The sequence below is a fragment of the Shewanella sp. SP2S2-6 genome, assembly GCF_031931965.1.
GTDB lineage: Bacteria > Pseudomonadota > Gammaproteobacteria > Enterobacterales > Shewanellaceae > Shewanella > Shewanella baltica.
In genome coordinates, this window is the sequence record NZ_JAUOEQ010000013.1 from 1 (window position 1) to 17,648 (window position 17,648).

General features: G+C 48.0%; 13 protein-coding genes. 9 read left to right on the top strand and 4 right to left on the bottom strand.

What is annotated here, in order from left to right; genetic code table 11:
• Positions 1 to 434: 434 nt before the first annotated feature.
• From Q4Q57_RS10820 to Q4Q57_RS10830, 3 genes are all read left to right on the top strand, one after another.
• Positions 435 to 2,714 carry a hypothetical protein gene (locus tag Q4Q57_RS10820; RefSeq protein ID WP_311890816.1) on the top strand — a complete coding sequence of 760 codons (2,280 nt, stop codon included), beginning with the start codon at positions 435 to 437 and terminating at the stop codon, positions 2,712 to 2,714.
• 10 nt (positions 2,715 to 2,724) lie between these two features.
• Entirely contained in the window at positions 2,725 to 4,425 is a 1,701-nt protein-coding gene (locus tag Q4Q57_RS10825; protein ID WP_311890817.1) for a hypothetical protein, read from the top strand.
• Between the two features lie 504 nt (positions 4,426 to 4,929).
• The gene (locus tag Q4Q57_RS10830) at positions 4,930 to 5,205 is read left to right on the top strand and encodes an acylphosphatase (RefSeq protein WP_106650673.1); all 276 of its coding nucleotides are present in this window, start codon (positions 4,930 to 4,932) and stop codon (positions 5,203 to 5,205) included.
• Between the two features lie 61 nt (positions 5,206 to 5,266).
• On the opposite strand, the gene Q4Q57_RS10835 is transcribed toward Q4Q57_RS10830, so the two are convergent.
• The 3 genes from Q4Q57_RS10835 to Q4Q57_RS10845 form a co-directional block, all read right to left on the bottom strand.
• Positions 5,267 to 6,268, bottom strand: a complete 1,002-nt coding sequence (locus Q4Q57_RS10835; RefSeq protein WP_300480586.1) for a peptidoglycan binding protein CsiV — start codon at positions 6,266 to 6,268, stop codon at positions 5,267 to 5,269.
• Positions 6,268 to 9,765: a transcription-repair coupling factor gene (gene mfd, locus Q4Q57_RS10840; RefSeq protein WP_311890870.1), complete on the bottom strand. Its 3,498-nt coding sequence runs from the start codon at positions 9,763 to 9,765 to the stop codon at positions 6,268 to 6,270. The genes Q4Q57_RS10835 and mfd overlap by 1 nt, the downstream gene beginning before the upstream one ends.
• Positions 9,766 to 9,850: 85 nt before the next feature.
• The gene (locus Q4Q57_RS10845) at positions 9,851 to 10,522 is read right to left on the bottom strand and encodes a hypothetical protein (RefSeq protein WP_311890818.1); all 672 of its coding nucleotides are present in this window, start codon (positions 10,520 to 10,522) and stop codon (positions 9,851 to 9,853) included.
• A gap of 94 nt (positions 10,523 to 10,616) precedes the next feature.
• Between Q4Q57_RS10845 and Q4Q57_RS10850 the strand changes: the two genes are divergently transcribed.
• The 3 genes from Q4Q57_RS10850 to lolE all read left to right on the top strand — a co-directional run bounded on the left by Q4Q57_RS10850 (position 10,617) and on the right by lolE (position 13,922).
• Complete coding sequence (locus Q4Q57_RS10850; RefSeq protein ID WP_012089342.1) at positions 10,617 to 11,849, top strand: lipoprotein-releasing ABC transporter permease subunit; 1,233 nt, start codon at positions 10,617 to 10,619, stop codon at positions 11,847 to 11,849.
• A 130-nt stretch (positions 11,850 to 11,979) separates the two neighbouring features.
• Positions 11,980 to 12,675 (top strand): lipoprotein-releasing ABC transporter ATP-binding protein LolD, encoded by a 696-nt coding sequence (gene lolD / locus Q4Q57_RS10855; protein ID WP_006081863.1) that lies wholly within the window; start codon positions 11,980 to 11,982, stop codon positions 12,673 to 12,675.
• Positions 12,672 to 13,922 carry a lipoprotein-releasing ABC transporter permease subunit LolE gene (gene lolE, locus Q4Q57_RS10860; RefSeq protein ID WP_311890819.1) on the top strand — a complete coding sequence of 417 codons (1,251 nt, stop codon included), beginning with the start codon at positions 12,672 to 12,674 and terminating at the stop codon, positions 13,920 to 13,922. Before lolD ends, lolE begins: the two co-directional genes overlap by 4 nt.
• 293 nt (positions 13,923 to 14,215) lie before the next feature.
• Here lolE and suhB read toward each other — a convergent pair whose 3' ends face one another.
• Positions 14,216 to 15,019: an inositol-1-monophosphatase gene (gene suhB, locus Q4Q57_RS10865; RefSeq protein ID WP_106650666.1), complete on the bottom strand. Its 804-nt coding sequence runs from the start codon at positions 15,017 to 15,019 to the stop codon at positions 14,216 to 14,218.
• Positions 15,020 to 15,172: 153 nt separating this feature from the next.
• Here suhB and trmJ point away from each other — a divergent pair, with 153 nt between their 5' ends.
• From trmJ to iscR, 3 genes are all read left to right on the top strand, one after another.
• Positions 15,173 to 15,901 (top strand): tRNA (cytosine(32)/uridine(32)-2'-O)-methyltransferase TrmJ, encoded by a 729-nt coding sequence (gene trmJ / locus Q4Q57_RS10870; protein ID WP_263167246.1) that lies wholly within the window; start codon positions 15,173 to 15,175, stop codon positions 15,899 to 15,901.
• Positions 15,902 to 15,955: 54 nt separating this feature from the next.
• Entirely contained in the window at positions 15,956 to 16,777 is an 822-nt protein-coding gene (gene cysE, locus Q4Q57_RS10875) for a serine O-acetyltransferase (protein WP_107404634.1), read from the top strand.
• A gap of 378 nt (positions 16,778 to 17,155) precedes the next feature.
• Positions 17,156 to 17,617 carry a Fe-S cluster assembly transcriptional regulator IscR gene (gene iscR, locus Q4Q57_RS10880; RefSeq protein WP_006081858.1) on the top strand — a complete coding sequence of 154 codons (462 nt, stop codon included), beginning with the start codon at positions 17,156 to 17,158 and terminating at the stop codon, positions 17,615 to 17,617.
• The last annotated feature ends 31 nt before the right edge of the window (positions 17,618 to 17,648 follow it).

The window sequence follows — 17,648 nt, forward strand, 5'->3', positions numbered from 1 at the left end:
CGTCGAGCCTATAGGGATATATTTACGGCGAGTCACTGGGGAAACAATGACAATTCATGCTGCACTATTGACGACAAAGTTATCTTGCTTTGGTGCAATAGCTTTTTAGCTAAACGAACTGCGAAAGTGATAGTTAGGATTGACATTGCAGCTACAGTGATAGTTGACATGATGGGTGTCGCCGTCGAGCCCAAAGGGATACTTCTTATTAAATAAAAAATCGGCGAGTCACTGGGGAATCATGACAATTAATGCCGCACAACTAGCTTTTTGCATCAGTTCTTTATGTTGTAATTCGTCATTAAGAACTTGCCTAAGATAGGTATTGCCCTACCTGTGACGATCTAAAAGGATATTTTAGTCGCGCATTCAGGTGTTGTGCTGAACTGGCATAAATAGCAAAGCATTTTATTTACTGGGCGTGAAAGGGCATAATGCGGCGCTTACTATTTGAGATACAAGGAATAACCGTGAAGTACTTGGTTAGCGTAGTTGCATGCTGTTTATTATCGGCCTGTTCTTTTGGGGATGCTGATGTTGAGTTTACGCCAGAAAAAGGAGAAGAGCGCTCGTATCAGCTGTATAGCACCACCAACATCACAGTAGATAATGGTCAGCGTATCGAAACGGTGAACACCAGCTCACATCAATTGCTGCGTTATAAAGTCCTCGAAACGGGCAAAAACAGTCGGTTTCAAGTGCACGTCGATTATATGAACATGCGCGATGGCCAAGGGAGCGGCGTCAGTAGTGGCCAGCGGGCCGATCGTAATCCAGAAATGCACGCTATTTTCTCGCAGGGATTTGAATTTACGTTAAATCTAGACGATGGCAGCGTTAAAGAATTCAGTGCATTGAACAAACCTGTATGGCAGGCGCTGCTGGCTGAACGCGGCGCAGAGCTTGAGCAGGAACTGAAAAAACTCTTTAGCTCATCGGCCTTCCTTAGCACCATACCCGCCAAAGCGGGGGCGGTCGTCGCGCTTCCTACCTATCAAGGCCACGCCAATGCCAAACTTACTGTATTGCAAGTCACTGATACGCATGTATTAGCCAAAGTTGAAAGTGACGGCGAGCAAGCCAAAATATACGGTCAGCTGATGTTAGAACGTGAGCGGGGTTGGTTAGCGCAGTTAGCTTTAGTGGCAGAAGCGCCGTTTGAGCGCTACGGCTATAAGGGCACAGTGCGCAGCAACGTTATTATGTTGCCGCAGCAGCGCCAGTTGGGTGATTTAACACAGCGTTTAGGTTTTGATTATGATTTCCCAGCCTTTGAGTATCAAAAACAGCCTGACTTTGTGCTGGATGAGATCAATAAGACCTTAGCCATTGATGCCGTATTTGCCTATGATGCGGGTTACTTTTACCAGCAAGATGACCTATTAAATCTAACCTATCAGCATGACTTTTCAGGTTTTAAACCCGAAGGCGGGTTTAGCTTAACCGATATCACGGCACACAGCGCGGATGGTACTGTGCTGCCGCTGCAACTAAGCAAGGTGGGCAGTTACAGTTATCCAGAACAGGATGGTTTCCATCAATCTGTGCAGCAAAATTTGCTTATTGGCTGGAATGCACCAAATGACCTCTTAGCTCAAGTCGCTGAGTTTCGCGCGACGGCCCATTACCACGGTGCAAAACTGGTAAAACTTAACCTGACACCCGATCCCAGTAAAACCGTGAGCGTGCAGTATGAAGATTTACAGCTCGAACTCTCGCCAATTCCTGACAAGCCATTCAGTTATCTGCTGAAATCGCGAGGCGGCGCTGACAAAACGTGGTTATACCGGCGCTATGATGGTGCCGAAGGCGCTATGGTGCACTATCTGCCACCGCCAGCCACTGGACCGGATTGGTTAACGTCGGCAGAGCAAAATATGCTGGCGCTGACTTCATCGGCGCAATATGAAACGATTACACAGTTTACCTTTGCCGCCGCGCCGTCAACACTGACACTCTATGTAAATACTGCGGTTGACAGCGGCGAAATGACGAAGAATATTCGTTTTATTCCAACCCAAGATTACGCGCAAAATGTCGCGTATCCGCCGGCGCAGCAGCAACTGCTTTACAGCGATGATATGTATGCGTCCTATGATAATCAGTCGCAACCTAGCACACCTGCTGGTCCTGCCTTACTTGAGCCGCAAATCGTCGCCAAATATGGCGTCAGCATGCTGTTAACGTCCGAGCAGGCAGCGGTGTGCACCCTCAGTGTAGTCGATGCCCCTAAGGTCAACGGGCACACACTGCAATGGACAAACACCAGCGCAAGCAACAACACGGGTTTTGGTGCTGGGCTGGATAAGTTTGTGCTGTACCAACTGAGCAGCGCCGATGGGATCCGCCGCAATTTTTACGACATCAATGTCAGCAGCACCTTGGCCTGTACTGGAACGCCTCAATGGCAAGCACTCGCATATCAACCCGAGCAAAGTTGGTTGATTGATATCACTCAACTGCCGAATCTTGATGCCACTCAAACCGTCGCCGACGTTATGCGGCGCTATCGTTTTTTAAATGCGCAGAATTTACCCCTTGCGCCTGCTATTCAAGATTATGGCAGTGACTTTTATCAGCGTCCGTTTCAGCAAGTATTACGTGAGCAACGCTGGTTTGTACTGGCGGGGCGCGCTGCAAAGATAGAACAGCTGACGATAAGTGGCGAACCGGTCAATAAACAGTGGGTTAATATATTCCCTGCGTTACCTTAAGGAGCAGAAAATGCGAGTCTTATTACTATTATCTGCGCTACTGATGTCGTTTAATTTGTTGGCTGAGCGAATTTTACTCGACCAAGAATGGCGGTTTAACGATGTACCGGGCGAAGCCATTTATTATCTGGAGCAAGCGCCGACAGAACAAAATGGCGAGTGGCCGCTACAACTCTTTTATCTGGAGACGGATAAACCGGTTTTTAAGGGTAGTGTCAACAATCCCAATTTAGTCGAGAGTTTTATCGTTGGCGATTTCGAGTTTTTCTACCCCAACGGTCAATTGTCTCGCAAGGGCAGTAGCGATGCGCAAGGACATTATCAGGGCACGCATCTGCATTATTGGGAAGACGGAGCGCTTTCGGGAGAGTACCACTACCAGAATGGCCAGTTGCATGGAGATCAGAAAAGTTACCATACCAATGGTCATTTGCGGGAACTTCAGCATCGCGTGAATGGGGCTGAATTAGGCTTATCGCAAAGTTATCATGCCAACGGCCAGCTGGCATCGCGCGCAAACTATGGTGCGAACGGTATGGAAGGGCGATATGAAAGCTTCTATGGCAATGGTAATCCAGAACAAAGCGTGAATATGGTGGCGGGAAAATACCAAGGTGAACGACTGTATTGGGCCAAAGAGGGCTGGTTATACACCAAAGAGTTTTATCTTAAGGGGAAAATACACGGAGAAGTGTTGATCTATCAGGCCGCAGATATTCTGCAAGAGATCAAACATTATCAGCATGGCAAGCAGGTAGGAAACCAGCAGCGTTTTAAAGGGCCAGGGCTGTTAGCCATGCAGCAAGAGTACGATAATGATGGCCGCGAAATACAGAATATTACCTATGATGATGCTGGTAATGTCGCCACCCAAACCGATACTCAATATCTTGCAAAAGGCCGGATTAGCACTGAACAGCGCTTCGATTCTGCGGGAAAGTTAACCCATCAATATCAGCAAGATACTGCAAAAGACTGGAGCTTACGTCAGCGTTTTGATGCAGCAGGTGAGCTGATTGAACGTGATGAACAACTCAAGGGGCGATACGATGGCTTGTATATCGGTGCTGGCTGGAATGGTTATGTCAGGCAAATCAACTACAGCAAAGGTCAAATGCACGGTGCCTATCGAGAAGATAACGCCGAGGACGGCAGTTTTGTGAAGGGCCAATACCACTTGGGCTTAAAGGTTGGTCAGTGGATCACACAAAATACCGATACGACGCGCAATGAGCAGTTTAATCAACAAGGTCAGCTTAACGGTGAACAGAGTGAAATCTCAGCCGATGGCACGATAATGCACCGAGCATTTTATAAAAACGCTAAGTTACATGGCGCATATTTACAGCGTGGTTTTGATAAACAGCTGCAAGCTCAAGGTCAGTATGTTAACGGTCAGCGTGAAGGCCAATGGCTGCTGCAAGATGAAAGCAGCTACAGCATGGTTAAGCTCTGGCATGGCAACTATAAAGCAGGACACGAAGTCGGGAGCTGGCAGGCCTTTTCAGCCAACGGCCATTTATTAGGGCTGACGCAATATGATGATAAAGGTCAATTGCAGGGCAAAGGCTACAGTTTTAACGAAGATGGCAGCCTGCTGCAAAGTGATGAGTATCTCGATAATCAACTGCACGGCAGGTCGGTGTATTACTTTAATGGTGAACCCTCATCCGAGTATCGCTATCAAAATGGTCTGATAATTAGCGAGTAGCATGCCATCGCTTATGTATGTTAGCGCAATAAAGTAAAAACCGGCTGACTAGGCCGGTTTTTTGCTTTTTATCTCTTACATGCTCAGCTGTAGTGCTAAACGTCAACACGCCCATGTTTTAGCGACATTCACAGTGCGTTTTTTTAAATGAACAATGCAAGTGACGATATGGACCAATTTTCAGCTAAAAGCATTATATTCGTTAGTGGTGGATAGTTTTATTTTTCAAACTCTTGAAAATAATTATTTATTGTGTAAAGTAGCCAGTCTTGCTATTTTGTAACAAAATGCTACAGAGTTGCTGTTTTATTTGTCCATTTATTGGATATCCCTTTGCGTATGTCGCCCGACACAGCTAACTGCAGTCTTGTTAGCTGTTTTTTTTGCCTAAAATTAAATATCGTTTGTTTTTTGCTCTATAGATCCATAGGTTAACACTTAGCCTTCGGATAATTGCGGCTATGCTTATTTCTATAACAAGGTTCCGTGAAACAGGAGCGTGAGATGAAGCGAGTATTAATTAATTTGACCGGAAAAGTGCAAGGTGTGGGTTGTCGGCATGCGACCCTGACAAAGGCCAGAGCCTTGGGGGTGACAGGCTATGTCACCAATTGCCGCGATGGCAGTGTCGAAATCTTAGCTCAAGGCAGTGATATTGCGGTGAACAATTTAATTGCTTGGTGCGAAGTGGGTGTGCCCTGTACCGAGGGCTTAACGGTCACTGTGGGAGAAGACGAAGCCGATGATATCTACCTCGACTTCTCCATAGTACAGTCTTAAGTTAAAAGTATAGTCTTAAACAGCTGTCCTGTCTTAAGTCTTTTGCGGTTTACGTATAGGTTCAGTATTGTCCAACCGTTTGTATGGATTCAGCATTCAAACTTATTTGCTGTGCACTAGGTTGTGCCATCTTACGAATTTGGATCACCATGCCCATTTCGGGGTGATCTAAATAATGGATTTCTTCACTCTTCACCCGGCGGTTTTGTTCCAAAGGTACTGACATTAAAAACGGTGTCATGACTTTGGGCGCTGTGAGCGTTGCGCTGCTGTCTGATGCATCGCTTGGCATTACTGGTAATAACTTCCGGCCTTCTTTACGCAAATTCAGTGCGGTTTCAATATACAAATAGTGGCTTAAATAGATATTCAGTGTGCCATCTAATTCCCACACCGGTGATACCACTGGCGCAAGCATAGGCGTGCCATCGGCATGAGTCATAGGCTCAGCTTGAGCTTGCTTAATGATTTTTCTGCCATCGAAGTGATATGTACCTGAGAAATCCTTACCCGCAAATAAACGAATAGGCACTGAACCACTTTTACCACGCATTGGTTGTTGCCACGCCATGTGCAGTAAACTGCGCGTGCCGCGTTCACGGGAGATACTATTGATAATACTCGCAAACTGGCTTTGGCTGCGTGCTAATAACACTGGACCGCCATTGGCGCTGGCATAACTGTTTGTTGCGCTGCTGATTTCTGATGGGATCACTGGCGGATAGCGATATTCAACACTGGTCGGTGCGGCGGCTACAGGCTCAGACGTTGGCTCACCGTTTAAGGTTTCGGCGCAATGGCTATTGGCATCGGCATCAAATACTAGCGTACAAGGCGCCGACTCACTCGCCATTGGGGTGACAGCTTGTGCAACCGCTGGAGAGATCAAGTCTATCGCGTTATCGGTTTTTGTCTTGATCGGTGCATCTGGCCATTGTTCAGTCGACTGACTTTGGCGTTCAAATACATAGACTTCAACTTCGAACCAAGCTTCCGCTTGGACGACCTGACTGTGCGATAGTGCAATGAGGGTAGCGATAGAGACCGCGAGTTTACGTAACACTATTTATCTCCAAGACGATGTTGCGATTGATGTTGAGATAGTTGTTCGAGCAAGAGTTTGACCAAAGCGAGCCTGTCTTTACTGGTTTCGGCCGCAAGGCTGAACTTTAACTTATTCGGTCCTTCCATTCGATAGATTTGTGGCTGGCTTTGGAGCAATCCAATAATAAACATAGGGTCTATAACGTGATCATCACTAAATTCGATGCTACCACCTTTGCTGTGCACTTCTATTTTAGTCGCACCTAAGCGAGTCGCCTCATGTTTATAGAGGGTCATTTCCATTAAGTTGCGCGTCGGTTCGGGCAATAGGCCAAAACGGTCGATCAATTCGACTTTTAGTTCATCCAGCGCCGCTTGTGTTTCGCAACCTGCAATGCGTTTATAGAGGGATAGACGAATATTGACGTCACTCACATAGTCCTCTGGCAGCAAGGCGGGGATACGCAGTTCAATCTCGCATTGCTGATTGAGCATTTGCGCCAGCGAGGGCTCTTTACCTTGTTTTAAGGCCTTGACTGCTGCTTCGAGCATTTCCATGTATAAGCTAAAACCAATTTTCGAAATATGGCCGCTCTGCTCATCGCCTAAGAGTTCACCTGCACCGCGGATCTCTAAATCCTGCGTCGCCAGCATAAATCCCGCTCCGAGATCTTCAAGAGCATCAATGGCTTCTAAACGTTTGCGCGCATCTGGGGTCATACGTTTGGGATGCGGCGTCATTAAATAGGCATAGGCCTGATGATGCGAGCGTCCGACGCGGCCGCGTAATTGGTGTAACTGCGCCAGACCAAAGGTGTCGGCGCGCTCAATAATAATGGTGTTGGCACTGGGCACGTCGATACCGGTTTCGATAATAGTGGTACAGACTAACACGTTGAATCTTTGGTGATAAAAGTCTGACATCACCCGCTCAAGGTCACGCTCACGCATTTGCCCATGGGCGACGACGACTCGCGCTTCAGGCAGTAAATCGATAATGCCTTGGGCACATTTCTCAATGGTTTCAACATTATTGTGCAGATAATACACTTGGCCGCCACGGAGAATTTCCCGCAAAATAGCCTCGCGCACGGTTGCAGGATCGGATTCCCGCACAAAGGTTTTTACCGCTAAACGTTTGGCGGGCGGGGTGGCGATAATCGATAAATCGCGCATGCCCGACATGGCCATGTTTAAGGTCCGTGGAATAGGCGTCGCGGTCAGGGTTAAGATATCGACGTTGGCACGCAGCGCCTTGATTTTCTCTTTCTGACGCACACCGAATCTGTGTTCTTCGTCGATGATCAGCAGGCCTAAGTTTTCAAACTTGGCCTCAGATTGCAGTAACTTGTGAGTCCCGATAACAATATCGACTTTGCCTTCTTCCAGTTGCTGCAGCACTTGATTCTGTTCTTTGGCGGTACGAAAACGTGACATCACTTCGGTGACTACGGGCCAGTCGGCAAACCTGTCTTTAAAGTTTTCATAGTGTTGCTGGGCAAGCAATGTGGTCGGGACCAGCACGATCACTTGCTTACCGGCGTTGACGGCCACAAAGGCGGCGCGCATGGCGACTTCGGTTTTACCAAAGCCCACATCGCCACAGACTAATCTGTCCATTGCGGTCGGCGATTGCATATCGGCTAACACGGCGATAATGGCGCTTTCTTGATCGACGGTTTCCTCGAAGGGGAAACCGCGAGCGAATTGGGCGTATTCTTCTTCGTCAATCTCGCAGCTTTCGCCGGGACGAGATTGGCGACGGGCGTAGACATCGAGCAGCTCGGCCGCGACGTCGCGGATTTTTTCAATGGCTTTTTTCTTGGCTTTAGCCCAAGTCTCGTTGCCGAGTTTATTTAAGTGGGCGTCTTCATCAGCGCCAACACTGTAGCGACTGATAAGATGCAGTGAAGACACTGGCACATACAGTTTGTCACCGCCGGCGTATTCCAGTTGCAGGTATTCAGCGACCAGTCCGCCTGTATCTAGCGTGACTAAGCCTTTATAGAGGGCAACACCATGTTCTAAATGCACAATGGGCTGGCCGACTTTGAGTTCGGCCAAGTTTTTAATCAGGGCATCGTTACTGATCTGACGCTGTTTTTCACGGCGACGTTGCTGGGAAATACGATGGCCGAAGAGTTCAGTTTCACAAATGATACTGATGCCATCTTTGGCGTTGATCTGCAGTAAACAACCGCGTGACAGCGGCGATACGATAAGGCCTAACTTGGCATTACTTTGAATAAATTCATCAAAATGGTTGAACAGCGCAGGTTTTAACTGAATTTTTGCGAGCAATTCAAGCAGCGCTTCGCGGCGACCCTCGGACTCAGCGCTAAACAACATGCGCTTGGCGCTGCTGGCGTAATCTTGCAGCGCTAACAGCGGTTGCTTTAATTTATGGTTGGCGCTGATGTCGGGCAGGGTGCTGGCGGCAATCACCACAGCTTTTGTCGCTTCAGTGCCATCCGTCGGTACGTGCATTTGGTAACGTGGCAGCGGTTTAAAGGCGGCAAATAACTCTTCGATGAGTAGATACAGCTCTTTAGGCGCCAGTAGCGGCCGCAGTGGATCGACTCGTCTGTCTTGATAGCGATGTTCGACTTCTTGCAGATGCGCGCGCGCCGACTTTTCGATATCCCCTAAAGTGACTAACTGAGTGTCCTTGGGCAAGTAATCGAATAGGGTGGCTGTGTCATCAAAAAACAGCGGCAGGTAGTTTTCAATCCCCGCCGGCATCAAGTTGCGGCTCACCAGCTGATAAACTGACTCCGGCTCTTTGACTATGACCTCAAAACGGCGACGGTATCTTTGTCTAAAGCCTTCGATGGCTGAGCTGTCGGTCGGAAATTCCTTCGCGGGCAATAGGCGAATCGAGTCGACAGGCTGCAATGAACGTTGGGTTTCGGGATCAAAATGGCGGATGGTTTCCACTTCTTCATCGAATAGCTCGATGCGCAGTGGCATGTTCATCCCAGTGGGGAAGATATCCAGAATCGAGCCGCGAATCGCAAACTCGCCGTGTTCATACACTTGCTCCACCGAATGGTAGCCAGTGTCGGTTAAATGCTGGCGTACATCGTGTAATTTGTAGCTATCACCTTTTTTCAGCACAAACACGTTAGCGCTTAAATAGGCCTTAGGTGGCAGGCGCATCATTAAGGTCGTGACGGGCACGATAACGATGTTTTGCTCAATTTGAGACAACTGCGACAGGGTTTCGAGTCGCTGGGAGATCAAATCCTGATGGGGCGAAAAACTGTCGTAGGGCAAGGTTTCGCGGTCAGGGAATAATCTGACCTTAATGCCTGTTTTACTGAGCAAATAACTCAGCTCTAGCTCTAAGCTTAAGGCGCTTGGCGTATCACTGGTAACAACTAAGGTCGTCCCCTTATGTTGACGCGCTAAACTGGCGAGTGTAACGGCTTGGCAAACTCCGCCCACGGTGGACAGAGTCTGGATTTGAGTGCCATTTTTGACGGCTGGCGGCGTTAGGGCTGATATGTGAGTCATTGGCGTGCGATAAACTGATTCATTCACAAAGAGTTGCAGACATTGTAGAGACTTGATGGCGCAGGTGCCAGTGAAAAGTCAGCGGCTATTGACGCTCGTCTCTGGCGAGTTTACGTAACTTGAGTTGTTTCTGCTGCACATTGAGGCTGGCTTTGACTAATTGCTCCACGTCAGCTTCGAGAATTTGACTGAATTCAAAGTCGGTTTGCCATTGCGTGGCAGGAGACTGAAGTTCCGCCTGAGTATTGAACTCGGGGCTTTGTGTGTCACCGCTATTAGTATCGCTATCGGCGCTGCACTCGGTGGATAGCGTTTTTTGCGCGGTAGAGGCGGTCACTTTGCCAAAACAAAGAATGGCGACTAACTCGTCGTGAATAAACAGGGTGATTTTATAGTGTGAGCCGATGTCCAAGGCTGTGGGTGTGAGTAGTCTTAGGCCGCTGCCACCAAACTGATTGCCAATGCATTTTTCGCCTTCTTGGGTTTCTTTCTCTAATACATGCTGCAGCACTAAATCCACTTTGCGGGATTGCAGCTTTAAAAAGTCCACCACCACTTTAGCGTCGTTGTCTAAATGGCGCAGTTGCAGCAAGCAATTGGCTTCGAGCGTTTTCACTTCGCTGAGTAGCTGAATACCCAATGATTGCATTGATCTTAATGCCATTTCAGAGGGTAATGGCTCGGAACTCGGCCACAGACTTAAGTAGGCGGTAAAAGGGTGAGGCACACTAAAATACGGATTGGTGTCAGTGAACAAGGCTTGCCTCTTTATTTATAGGACCAATACCCCTATTATCGTGCCCATCTTCATGATTTAGCAAGTTCAGCACACAGGACGTAACCCTCTTTCAATGAATCCAGGATTTCCTTTCTATATTGGTTACCGTTATTGGCGGGCCAGAAAAGCGAACGCGTTCGCGTCGTTCATTACTCTATTTGCCGTTTCGGGCATTTTTTTAGGCGTTGCCGCGCTCATTGTTGTGAGTTCTGTGATGAATGGTCTCGAAGGCCAACTCAAGCAACGTATCTTAGGCGCAGTACCGCAATTAACTCTTTATAGTGAAGCGCCCTTAGTCGATTGGACTGAGCAGGCGAGTGCGCTTAAAGCCTTACCGGGCGTATTAGGCGTGACGCCGAGCGTGTCAACGCAGGCCATGGTGCAATCGGCGGCGAGTATTCGTGCTGTGCAGGTTTATGGCGTGTTCCCCGAGTTAGCGGAAAAGTTATCTTCGGTTGCCCAGCACACTTACTCAGGTGCATTTGAGCAGCTGACGAGCGGCGACTACAAGGTAATTTTGGGCTCTGAGCTGGCAAGGCAACTTAAAGTCGCCCCCGGTGATACGGTGCGATTATTGAGTGGCGATGGGGTTGTGTACTCGCCCTTAGGCCCAGTGCCGAGCCAACGTAAGTTTTTAGTCTCGGGCATTTTTGAAATGGGCTCTCAGGTCGATGCGGGCGTGGCGTATATCCATTATCAAGATGCGAAACGGCTGATGCGCCAACCCAGTGAGGCTATCGATCAGCTTAGACTCTATTTAGCCGATCCCTTTAGCGCACCCGCTTTAGCGCCTAAAGTGCAGGATATATTAGCTAAACAAGGTGTTAAGGCGACAACCAGCGATTGGCGTGATACCTATGGCCACTTGTTCGGCGCGGTCAAAATGGAAAAGAACATGATGTCGCTGATGTTGAGTCTGATTGTGGCCGTGGCCGCATTCAATATCGTCTCGGCGCTGGTCATGATGGTGGTCGATAAAACCACAGATGTGGCGGTGCTCAAAACTCAAGGCGTGACCACACCCGCCGTGATGGGCATTTTTGTGGTGCAAGGGTCGCTCAATGCAGTGCTCGGTTTAGTGCTGGGGCTGGCGGTTGGGATACTCATCACCTTGAATCTGAATGGCATTATGACCACCTTAGGGATTTCTATTCTAGGCGTAGGGCAAAGTTTGCCGGTGAAACTGGAATTGATGCAGTTGTCTGTGATCGTGATTGGTACGCTACTGGTAACCCTGTTGGCGACCTTATATCCCGCACTGCGCGCTGCTAATGTGCAACCCGCGACTGCGCTCAGATATGAGTAACGGTATGCGCCAATAGCTGTAAACCGTCGGCATTTTTGAATTGAGCGACGGTTTAGCAAGATGCGAATAATTAAATGCATTGATTTAATGACATAAATCGATGCCAAAGCCTGTTTAAGAGAGAACTTCAATGCAAGACGTGTTACTGCAAGTGCAGAGTGTCAGTAAGAGTTACCATGATGGCGCCGTGACCACGCAAGTGTTGTCTAATGTTGATCTGCAAGTGTTTAAGGGCGAGCAGTTGGCGATTGTCGGCAGTTCAGGCTCAGGTAAAAGTACCTTGCTGCACATCATGGGCACGTTGGATGAACCAACCGCAGGTAAAGTCTTGCTGTTAGGCGAAGATTTATATCAAGTGTCCAGTGCGCGCCAAGCGCAGATCCGTAACCAAGATTTGGGTTTTATCTATCAATTCCATCATTTATTGCCTGAATTTACCGCGCTAGAAAACGTCGCTATGCCAGCGTTTATTCAAGGTAAAGATCGTAAGCTGGCGCTTGCCGATGCTAAAGCCTTGTTGGAGCGCGTTGGGTTAGGGCATCGGATGACGCACATTCCCGCCGAGCTATCGGGCGGCGAACGTCAACGTGTGGCTATCGCAAGGGCCTTGATTAATAAACCTAAATTAGTGCTGGCCGATGAACCTACGGGTAACTTAGATGCCAACAGCGGCGATGCCGTTTATGAGTTGATCCGCGAACTCGCCGAACAACTGGGTACGGCGTTTGTGGTGGTGACCCATGATCATAAATTGGCCGCCCGTATGGATCGTCAACTGATGATGAAGAACGGCTTCCTGCAATTAGCGGCGGAAACCCAAGTATGAAAGGACCGTTAGCCTTATCCATTGGTTGGCGTTTTTATCGCGCCCGCCAATCCAACAGCTTTATTAGTTTTATTTCCTTCGCATCGACTGCGGGCATCGCCTTAGGCGTGGCGGTATTGATCATCGTCCTGTCGGCAATGAACGGTTTTGAGCGCGAGTTAGAACATAGATTGCTTGGTGTTGTGCCGCAGGCGGACATAGTCGGTGTGAGCGAACCTATCGCGAATTGGCAAAGTGTTGCCGAGGGGGCGCTGTTAATTGAAGGTATTCGTGGCGCGGCGCCTTTTATCCGCATGCAAGGTTTAGTGCAAAAGCCCGGCGGTTTTCAAGGCTTAGCTGTCGTGGGGATCGATCCAAAAGAAGAAATCAAGGTCTCGACACTGGCGCAATTTATGAGTGATGCCAGCTGGCAGAGTCTCGGCCAAGATGAAAATCACATCGTCCTTGGGCAAAGCTTGCTCACTAAGTTAGGGCTTGAGATTGGAGATACGCTGGCCTTATATGTACAGGATATGGATCCAGAAGCGGCGGGCAGTTTACGTGCGGCGAAGAGCCATCGTTTTGTGGTATCTGGCGCTTATAATCTTGGTGGCGAGCTTGAGCTGACCACGGCTTATATTCCTATTCAGTATGCGGCGCAGATCTTGAACATGAAGAGCGGCGTGACTGGCGTGCGTATTAGCGTCGATAAAGTGTTTGATGCCCCCGTCAAAGTGCGCGAGCTTGGTTATGCGCAAAAGCAGTCGGTGTATATCAGTGACTGGACCCGTACCCAAGGGCATTTATATCAAGATATTCAGTTGGTTCGCACAGTCATGTACTTAGTGTTAGTGCTGGTGATTGGTGTGGCTTGCTTTAACATCGTTTCCACCTTAGTGATGGCGGTGCGGGATAAAGCCTCAGAAATTGCGATTTTGATGACCATGGGCCTGAGCCGTTTGGCTGTGATGGGGATTTTCATGGTGCAGGGCGCCTTGAATGGTCTGCTTGGCTGTGGTCTTGGTGGCATTATCGGCGTGAGCGTGGCACTGAATTTAAGTGCGATTGCCAGCTCAGTTGAGCAGTTGCTCGGTATTCAACTGCTGTCAGCCGATGTGTACTTTGTCGACTTTTTACCGTCTGAGTTACATGGCTCAGATGCGGCGCTGGTGATTGTGATGGCATTTGTCATGAGCTTAATCGCCACGCTTTATCCTGCTTGGAAAGCCAGCCAGATTGCGCCAGCACAAGCTTTGGCAGGTAGATAATCTATTGAGTGGTTGTACGTCCTGTGAGCTGATTATCGTTGAAAATCAGTGCACGCTTGCAGGAGTATCTTCTTAAAGTTTTAGGAATGAAAGCCCCATAAACAAAAAGGCCAGTGAGCGCTCTTAGAAGAGACTGCCACTGGCCTTTTTTATGTCTAACGTTTTGTATCTATGCGTTTTGTATCTAGCGTTTTGAAAGCGAAGCGTTAGTCGAGATTAATACTTCGAGCACTTGACACTAACGCTTCGGAACTAACACTTGAGGCTAACGCTTCGAAACTAATCGCTTAATATTAACGCTTTAAACCTTCGTTCAATAATGGACGCATGATTTTAACTAACTCTGTGGTCACTTTAGGTGAGCCTGCAACTATGTTACCAGAAATCAAATAGTTATGGTTGCCAGTGAAATCGGTAACTGTACCGCCCGCTTCGCGGCAGATAAGATCGCCAGCAGCGATATCCCATGGCTTTAAGCCGATTTCGAAGAAACCGTCTAAACGACCCGCAGCAACATAGGCTAAATCTAATGCGGCAGAACCTGCGCGACGTAGGTCAGCACATTGGCCGAACACTTCGCCGAAAATAGCCATATAAGTTTCAGTATGTTGACGGGCCTTGAATGGGAAGCCTGTACCAATCATTGTTGGGGCTAATTCATTCACGTTAGTCACACGCAGACGGAAATCATTGAGTTTTGCGCCTTTACCGCGGACGGCGGTAAAGAGTTCTTCACGGACAGGATCGTAAACAACTGCAACTTCAGTTTTACCTTTATGTTGCAGAGCGATAGAAATCGCGAAGTGGGGAATGCCTCTAACAAAGTTGTTAGTGCCATCCAGAGGGTCAACTATCCAAACGTAGTCGCTATTCTCACCGCGGTTTTCGCCTTTCTCTTCACCCACGATAGTGTGATCAGGGTAAGATTTACGAATTTGGTAAGTAATAGTCGCTTCTGCTTCCTTGTCTACACTGGTAACAAAATCGTTGATACCTTTTGAACTGACTTCAATACGGTCAAGTTCGGTATAGGCGCGCATAATATTTTGGCCGGCCGCGCGGGCAGCGCGTACAGCAATCGTCAGCATCGGATGCATTGCAATCCCCTGGATGTTAAAGAACGTTAAAATAGCGGGCGGCATTATACTCGATTTGATAGTTATATCAAATACCGATTTTCATATAAGCATTCGGCAATGGCTGTGATAATATTCGTCCCCAACGTTTTATGAATTAAATTAAGTTGTTTCATGCTAAGTAATATTCGAGTGGTTTTAGTGGGGACTTCGCACCCCGGCAATATTGGTTCCACTGCCAGAGCGATGAAGACTATGGGTCTGTCAAATCTGTACCTTGCAGAACCGCGTGTTGAACCCGATGGGCATTCCATTGCATTAGCCGCGGGTGCATCGGATATTCTGAAACATCTTGTGAAAGTGGATTCACTCGCTGAAGCGATTGCTGATTGCAGTCTCGTGATTGCAACCAGCGCACGTAGCCGAACCTTAGACTGGCCAATGTTAGAGCCAAGAGAAGCAGGGGTTAAATTAGCGACCGAGGCACTTAAAGGCCCCGTTGCCATAGTATTTGGCCGTGAGAACCACGGTTTAAGTAATGAAGAGTTGCAACAGTGTACTTATCATGTGGCGATTCCTGCGAATCCTGAATACAGCTCGCTCAACCTTGCGCAAGCCGTACAAATCATTTGTTATGAAACCCGTGTTGCCCACCTCGCACAAAAAGAAGTGGCCGAAGAAGAGCTAACCGAGTATCCCTTGGCCGCCGATCAGGAACGTTTCTTTGCGCACCTTGAGACGACGCTGTTATCAACCGGATTTATCATTAAGAATCATCCCGGACAAGTGATGATGAAACTGCGCCGCTTGTTTAGTCGTGCGCGGATTGAGAGTCAGGAGATGAATATCCTCAGGGGAATCTTGACCTCTATTGATAAAGTCACAGGTTCTAAAGATAAATAGCCAAATCCTCATCATCAATAATCACCGTATAGAATGACTGCAAAGGGATAAACAATGGGCGTGATAGCTAGGCTAAAAGAAGACATTGAATCTATATATCACCGTGATCCTGCTGCGCGCAGCGCGTTTGAGATCTTGGTTAACTATCCGGGCATGCATGCCATTTGGTTGCATCGGATAAGCCATAAGTTATGGAAGCGTGATTGGCGCTTAACGGCTCGTTGTTTATCGACTTTCTCCCGTTGGCTGACGGGCGTTGAAATCCATCCTGGTGCGACCATAGGTCATCGATTTTTTATCGACCATGGTATGGGGGTGGTGATTGGTGAAACGGCTGAGATCGGTGATGATTGCACGCTTTATCATGGTGTCACGCTTGGCGGAACCACATGGCAAGCGGGTAAACGTCACCCGACGTTAGCCAATAACGTGGTGGTAGGCGCGGGAGCTAAAATCCTCGGTCCTATTACCATGCACGACGGTGCGCGTGTGGGTTCAAACTCGGTTGTGGTGAAAGATGTGCCAAAAGATACCACAGTAGTCGGTATTCCTGGGCGCGTGGTGGCATCACCGTCACCGCAATCGAAAGAGAAAACTGAACGCCGCAGCGCGATGGCAAAAAAATATGGCTTCGATGCGTACGCAGTATCACCGGATAATCCCGATCCTGTTGCCAATGCGATAGGGCAGATGCTCGATCACATGCATCTGATGGACTCGAAAGTTCAAGAGTTGTGTCAAGCCATTCAAGGGTTGGGTGGTAATGTCTGCACCGAAAAACTGCCAGAGCTGGATATGGGCGAGTTTAATGATGCAGAAAAAGCGGCAGCGGAAAAACGCCATAGTGCATTAGATGAGTTTGATCCGAGTATCTAAGTTTCAAGAAATGGTTCAACGAAATCATTTAACTTAGTGGCCTTACTTGCGTAAGGGCTGACCCTCGCAAGGGTCTCGTTTAGCGTTTTACTTTAGCTCATCCTGTTGTAAAGACGCATATTGCGATCAAACCTGAGTTTGATCGCGTCCCAGTGCAGCGATGACTTTTATTGTGGGTTTATATCGTGCTAGAAGTCGATTAATTGGTGCTCTAGCATTGAATCTTAAGCTAGAAAAAGGTTAAATACCCCACCAAGATGAAAGGGTATTGGTTATTTGCACACTCATATACTTGAGTGTTTTAGTAGGTTTTAATACTTGACTGAATTACTCGGGTATGTTGAAATAATGCATACCTGTTCGGGAGCTATGGTAGTTATGAAACTTACATCAAAAGGTCGTTATGCAGTAACCGCTATGCTAGATGTGGCAATCCACTCAGCATCGGGACCAGTTCCCTTAGCGGACATCTCTGAAAGACAAGGGATTTCGCTTTCCTATCTGGAACAACTCTTCGCTAAGCTAAGAAAACACGGCTTAGTTGCCAGTGTACGTGGACCGGGCGGTGGTTATCGCTTAGGCCTAGAAGCCAATGATATTTCAGTCGGCATGGTTGTCCATGCTGTAGACGAGTCTGTCGATGCGACTCGTTGCCAAGGACTTGGCAATTGTCAGAGTGGAACTCGCTGCTTAACCCATTCACTTTGGGGCGATTTAAGCAAACAAATTTCAGATTTTTTAGATGGTATCAGTCTTGCTGGCTTGATGCAGAAACGAGATGTGCAATTTATCTCGCTTAAGCAAGACACTATGCAAAAGGAACAAAGAGTCAGTTTATAACGGCCTTTGTTATATATAAAAATAATTTTTG

What these genes read in the sequence shown, in the direction of transcription:
- Q4Q57_RS10830 (WP_106650673.1), top strand. Translation starts at nt 4,930, where the DNA reads ATGAAGCGAGTATTAATTAATTTGACCGGAAAAGTGCAAGGTGTGGGT.
- cysE (WP_107404634.1), top strand. Translation starts at nt 15,956, where the DNA reads ATGGGCGTGATAGCTAGGCTAAAAGAAGACATTGAATCTATATATCAC.
- Q4Q57_RS10820 (WP_311890816.1), top strand. Translation starts at nt 435, where the DNA reads ATGCGGCGCTTACTATTTGAGATACAAGGAATAACCGTGAAGTACTTG.
- iscR (WP_006081858.1), top strand. Translation starts at nt 17,156, where the DNA reads ATGAAACTTACATCAAAAGGTCGTTATGCAGTAACCGCTATGCTAGAT.
- mfd (WP_311890870.1), bottom strand. Translation starts at nt 9,765, where the DNA reads ATGACTCACATATCAGCCCTAACGCCGCCAGCCGTCAAAAATGGCACT.
- Q4Q57_RS10825 (WP_311890817.1), top strand. Translation starts at nt 2,725, where the DNA reads ATGCGAGTCTTATTACTATTATCTGCGCTACTGATGTCGTTTAATTTG.
- suhB (WP_106650666.1), bottom strand. Translation starts at nt 15,019, where the DNA reads ATGCATCCGATGCTGACGATTGCTGTACGCGCTGCCCGCGCGGCCGGC.
- trmJ (WP_263167246.1), top strand. Translation starts at nt 15,173, where the DNA reads ATGCTAAGTAATATTCGAGTGGTTTTAGTGGGGACTTCGCACCCCGGC.
- lolE (WP_311890819.1), top strand. Translation starts at nt 12,672, where the DNA reads ATGAAAGGACCGTTAGCCTTATCCATTGGTTGGCGTTTTTATCGCGCC.
- Q4Q57_RS10850 (WP_012089342.1), top strand. Translation starts at nt 10,617, where the DNA reads ATGAATCCAGGATTTCCTTTCTATATTGGTTACCGTTATTGGCGGGCC.
- lolD (WP_006081863.1), top strand. Translation starts at nt 11,980, where the DNA reads ATGCAAGACGTGTTACTGCAAGTGCAGAGTGTCAGTAAGAGTTACCAT.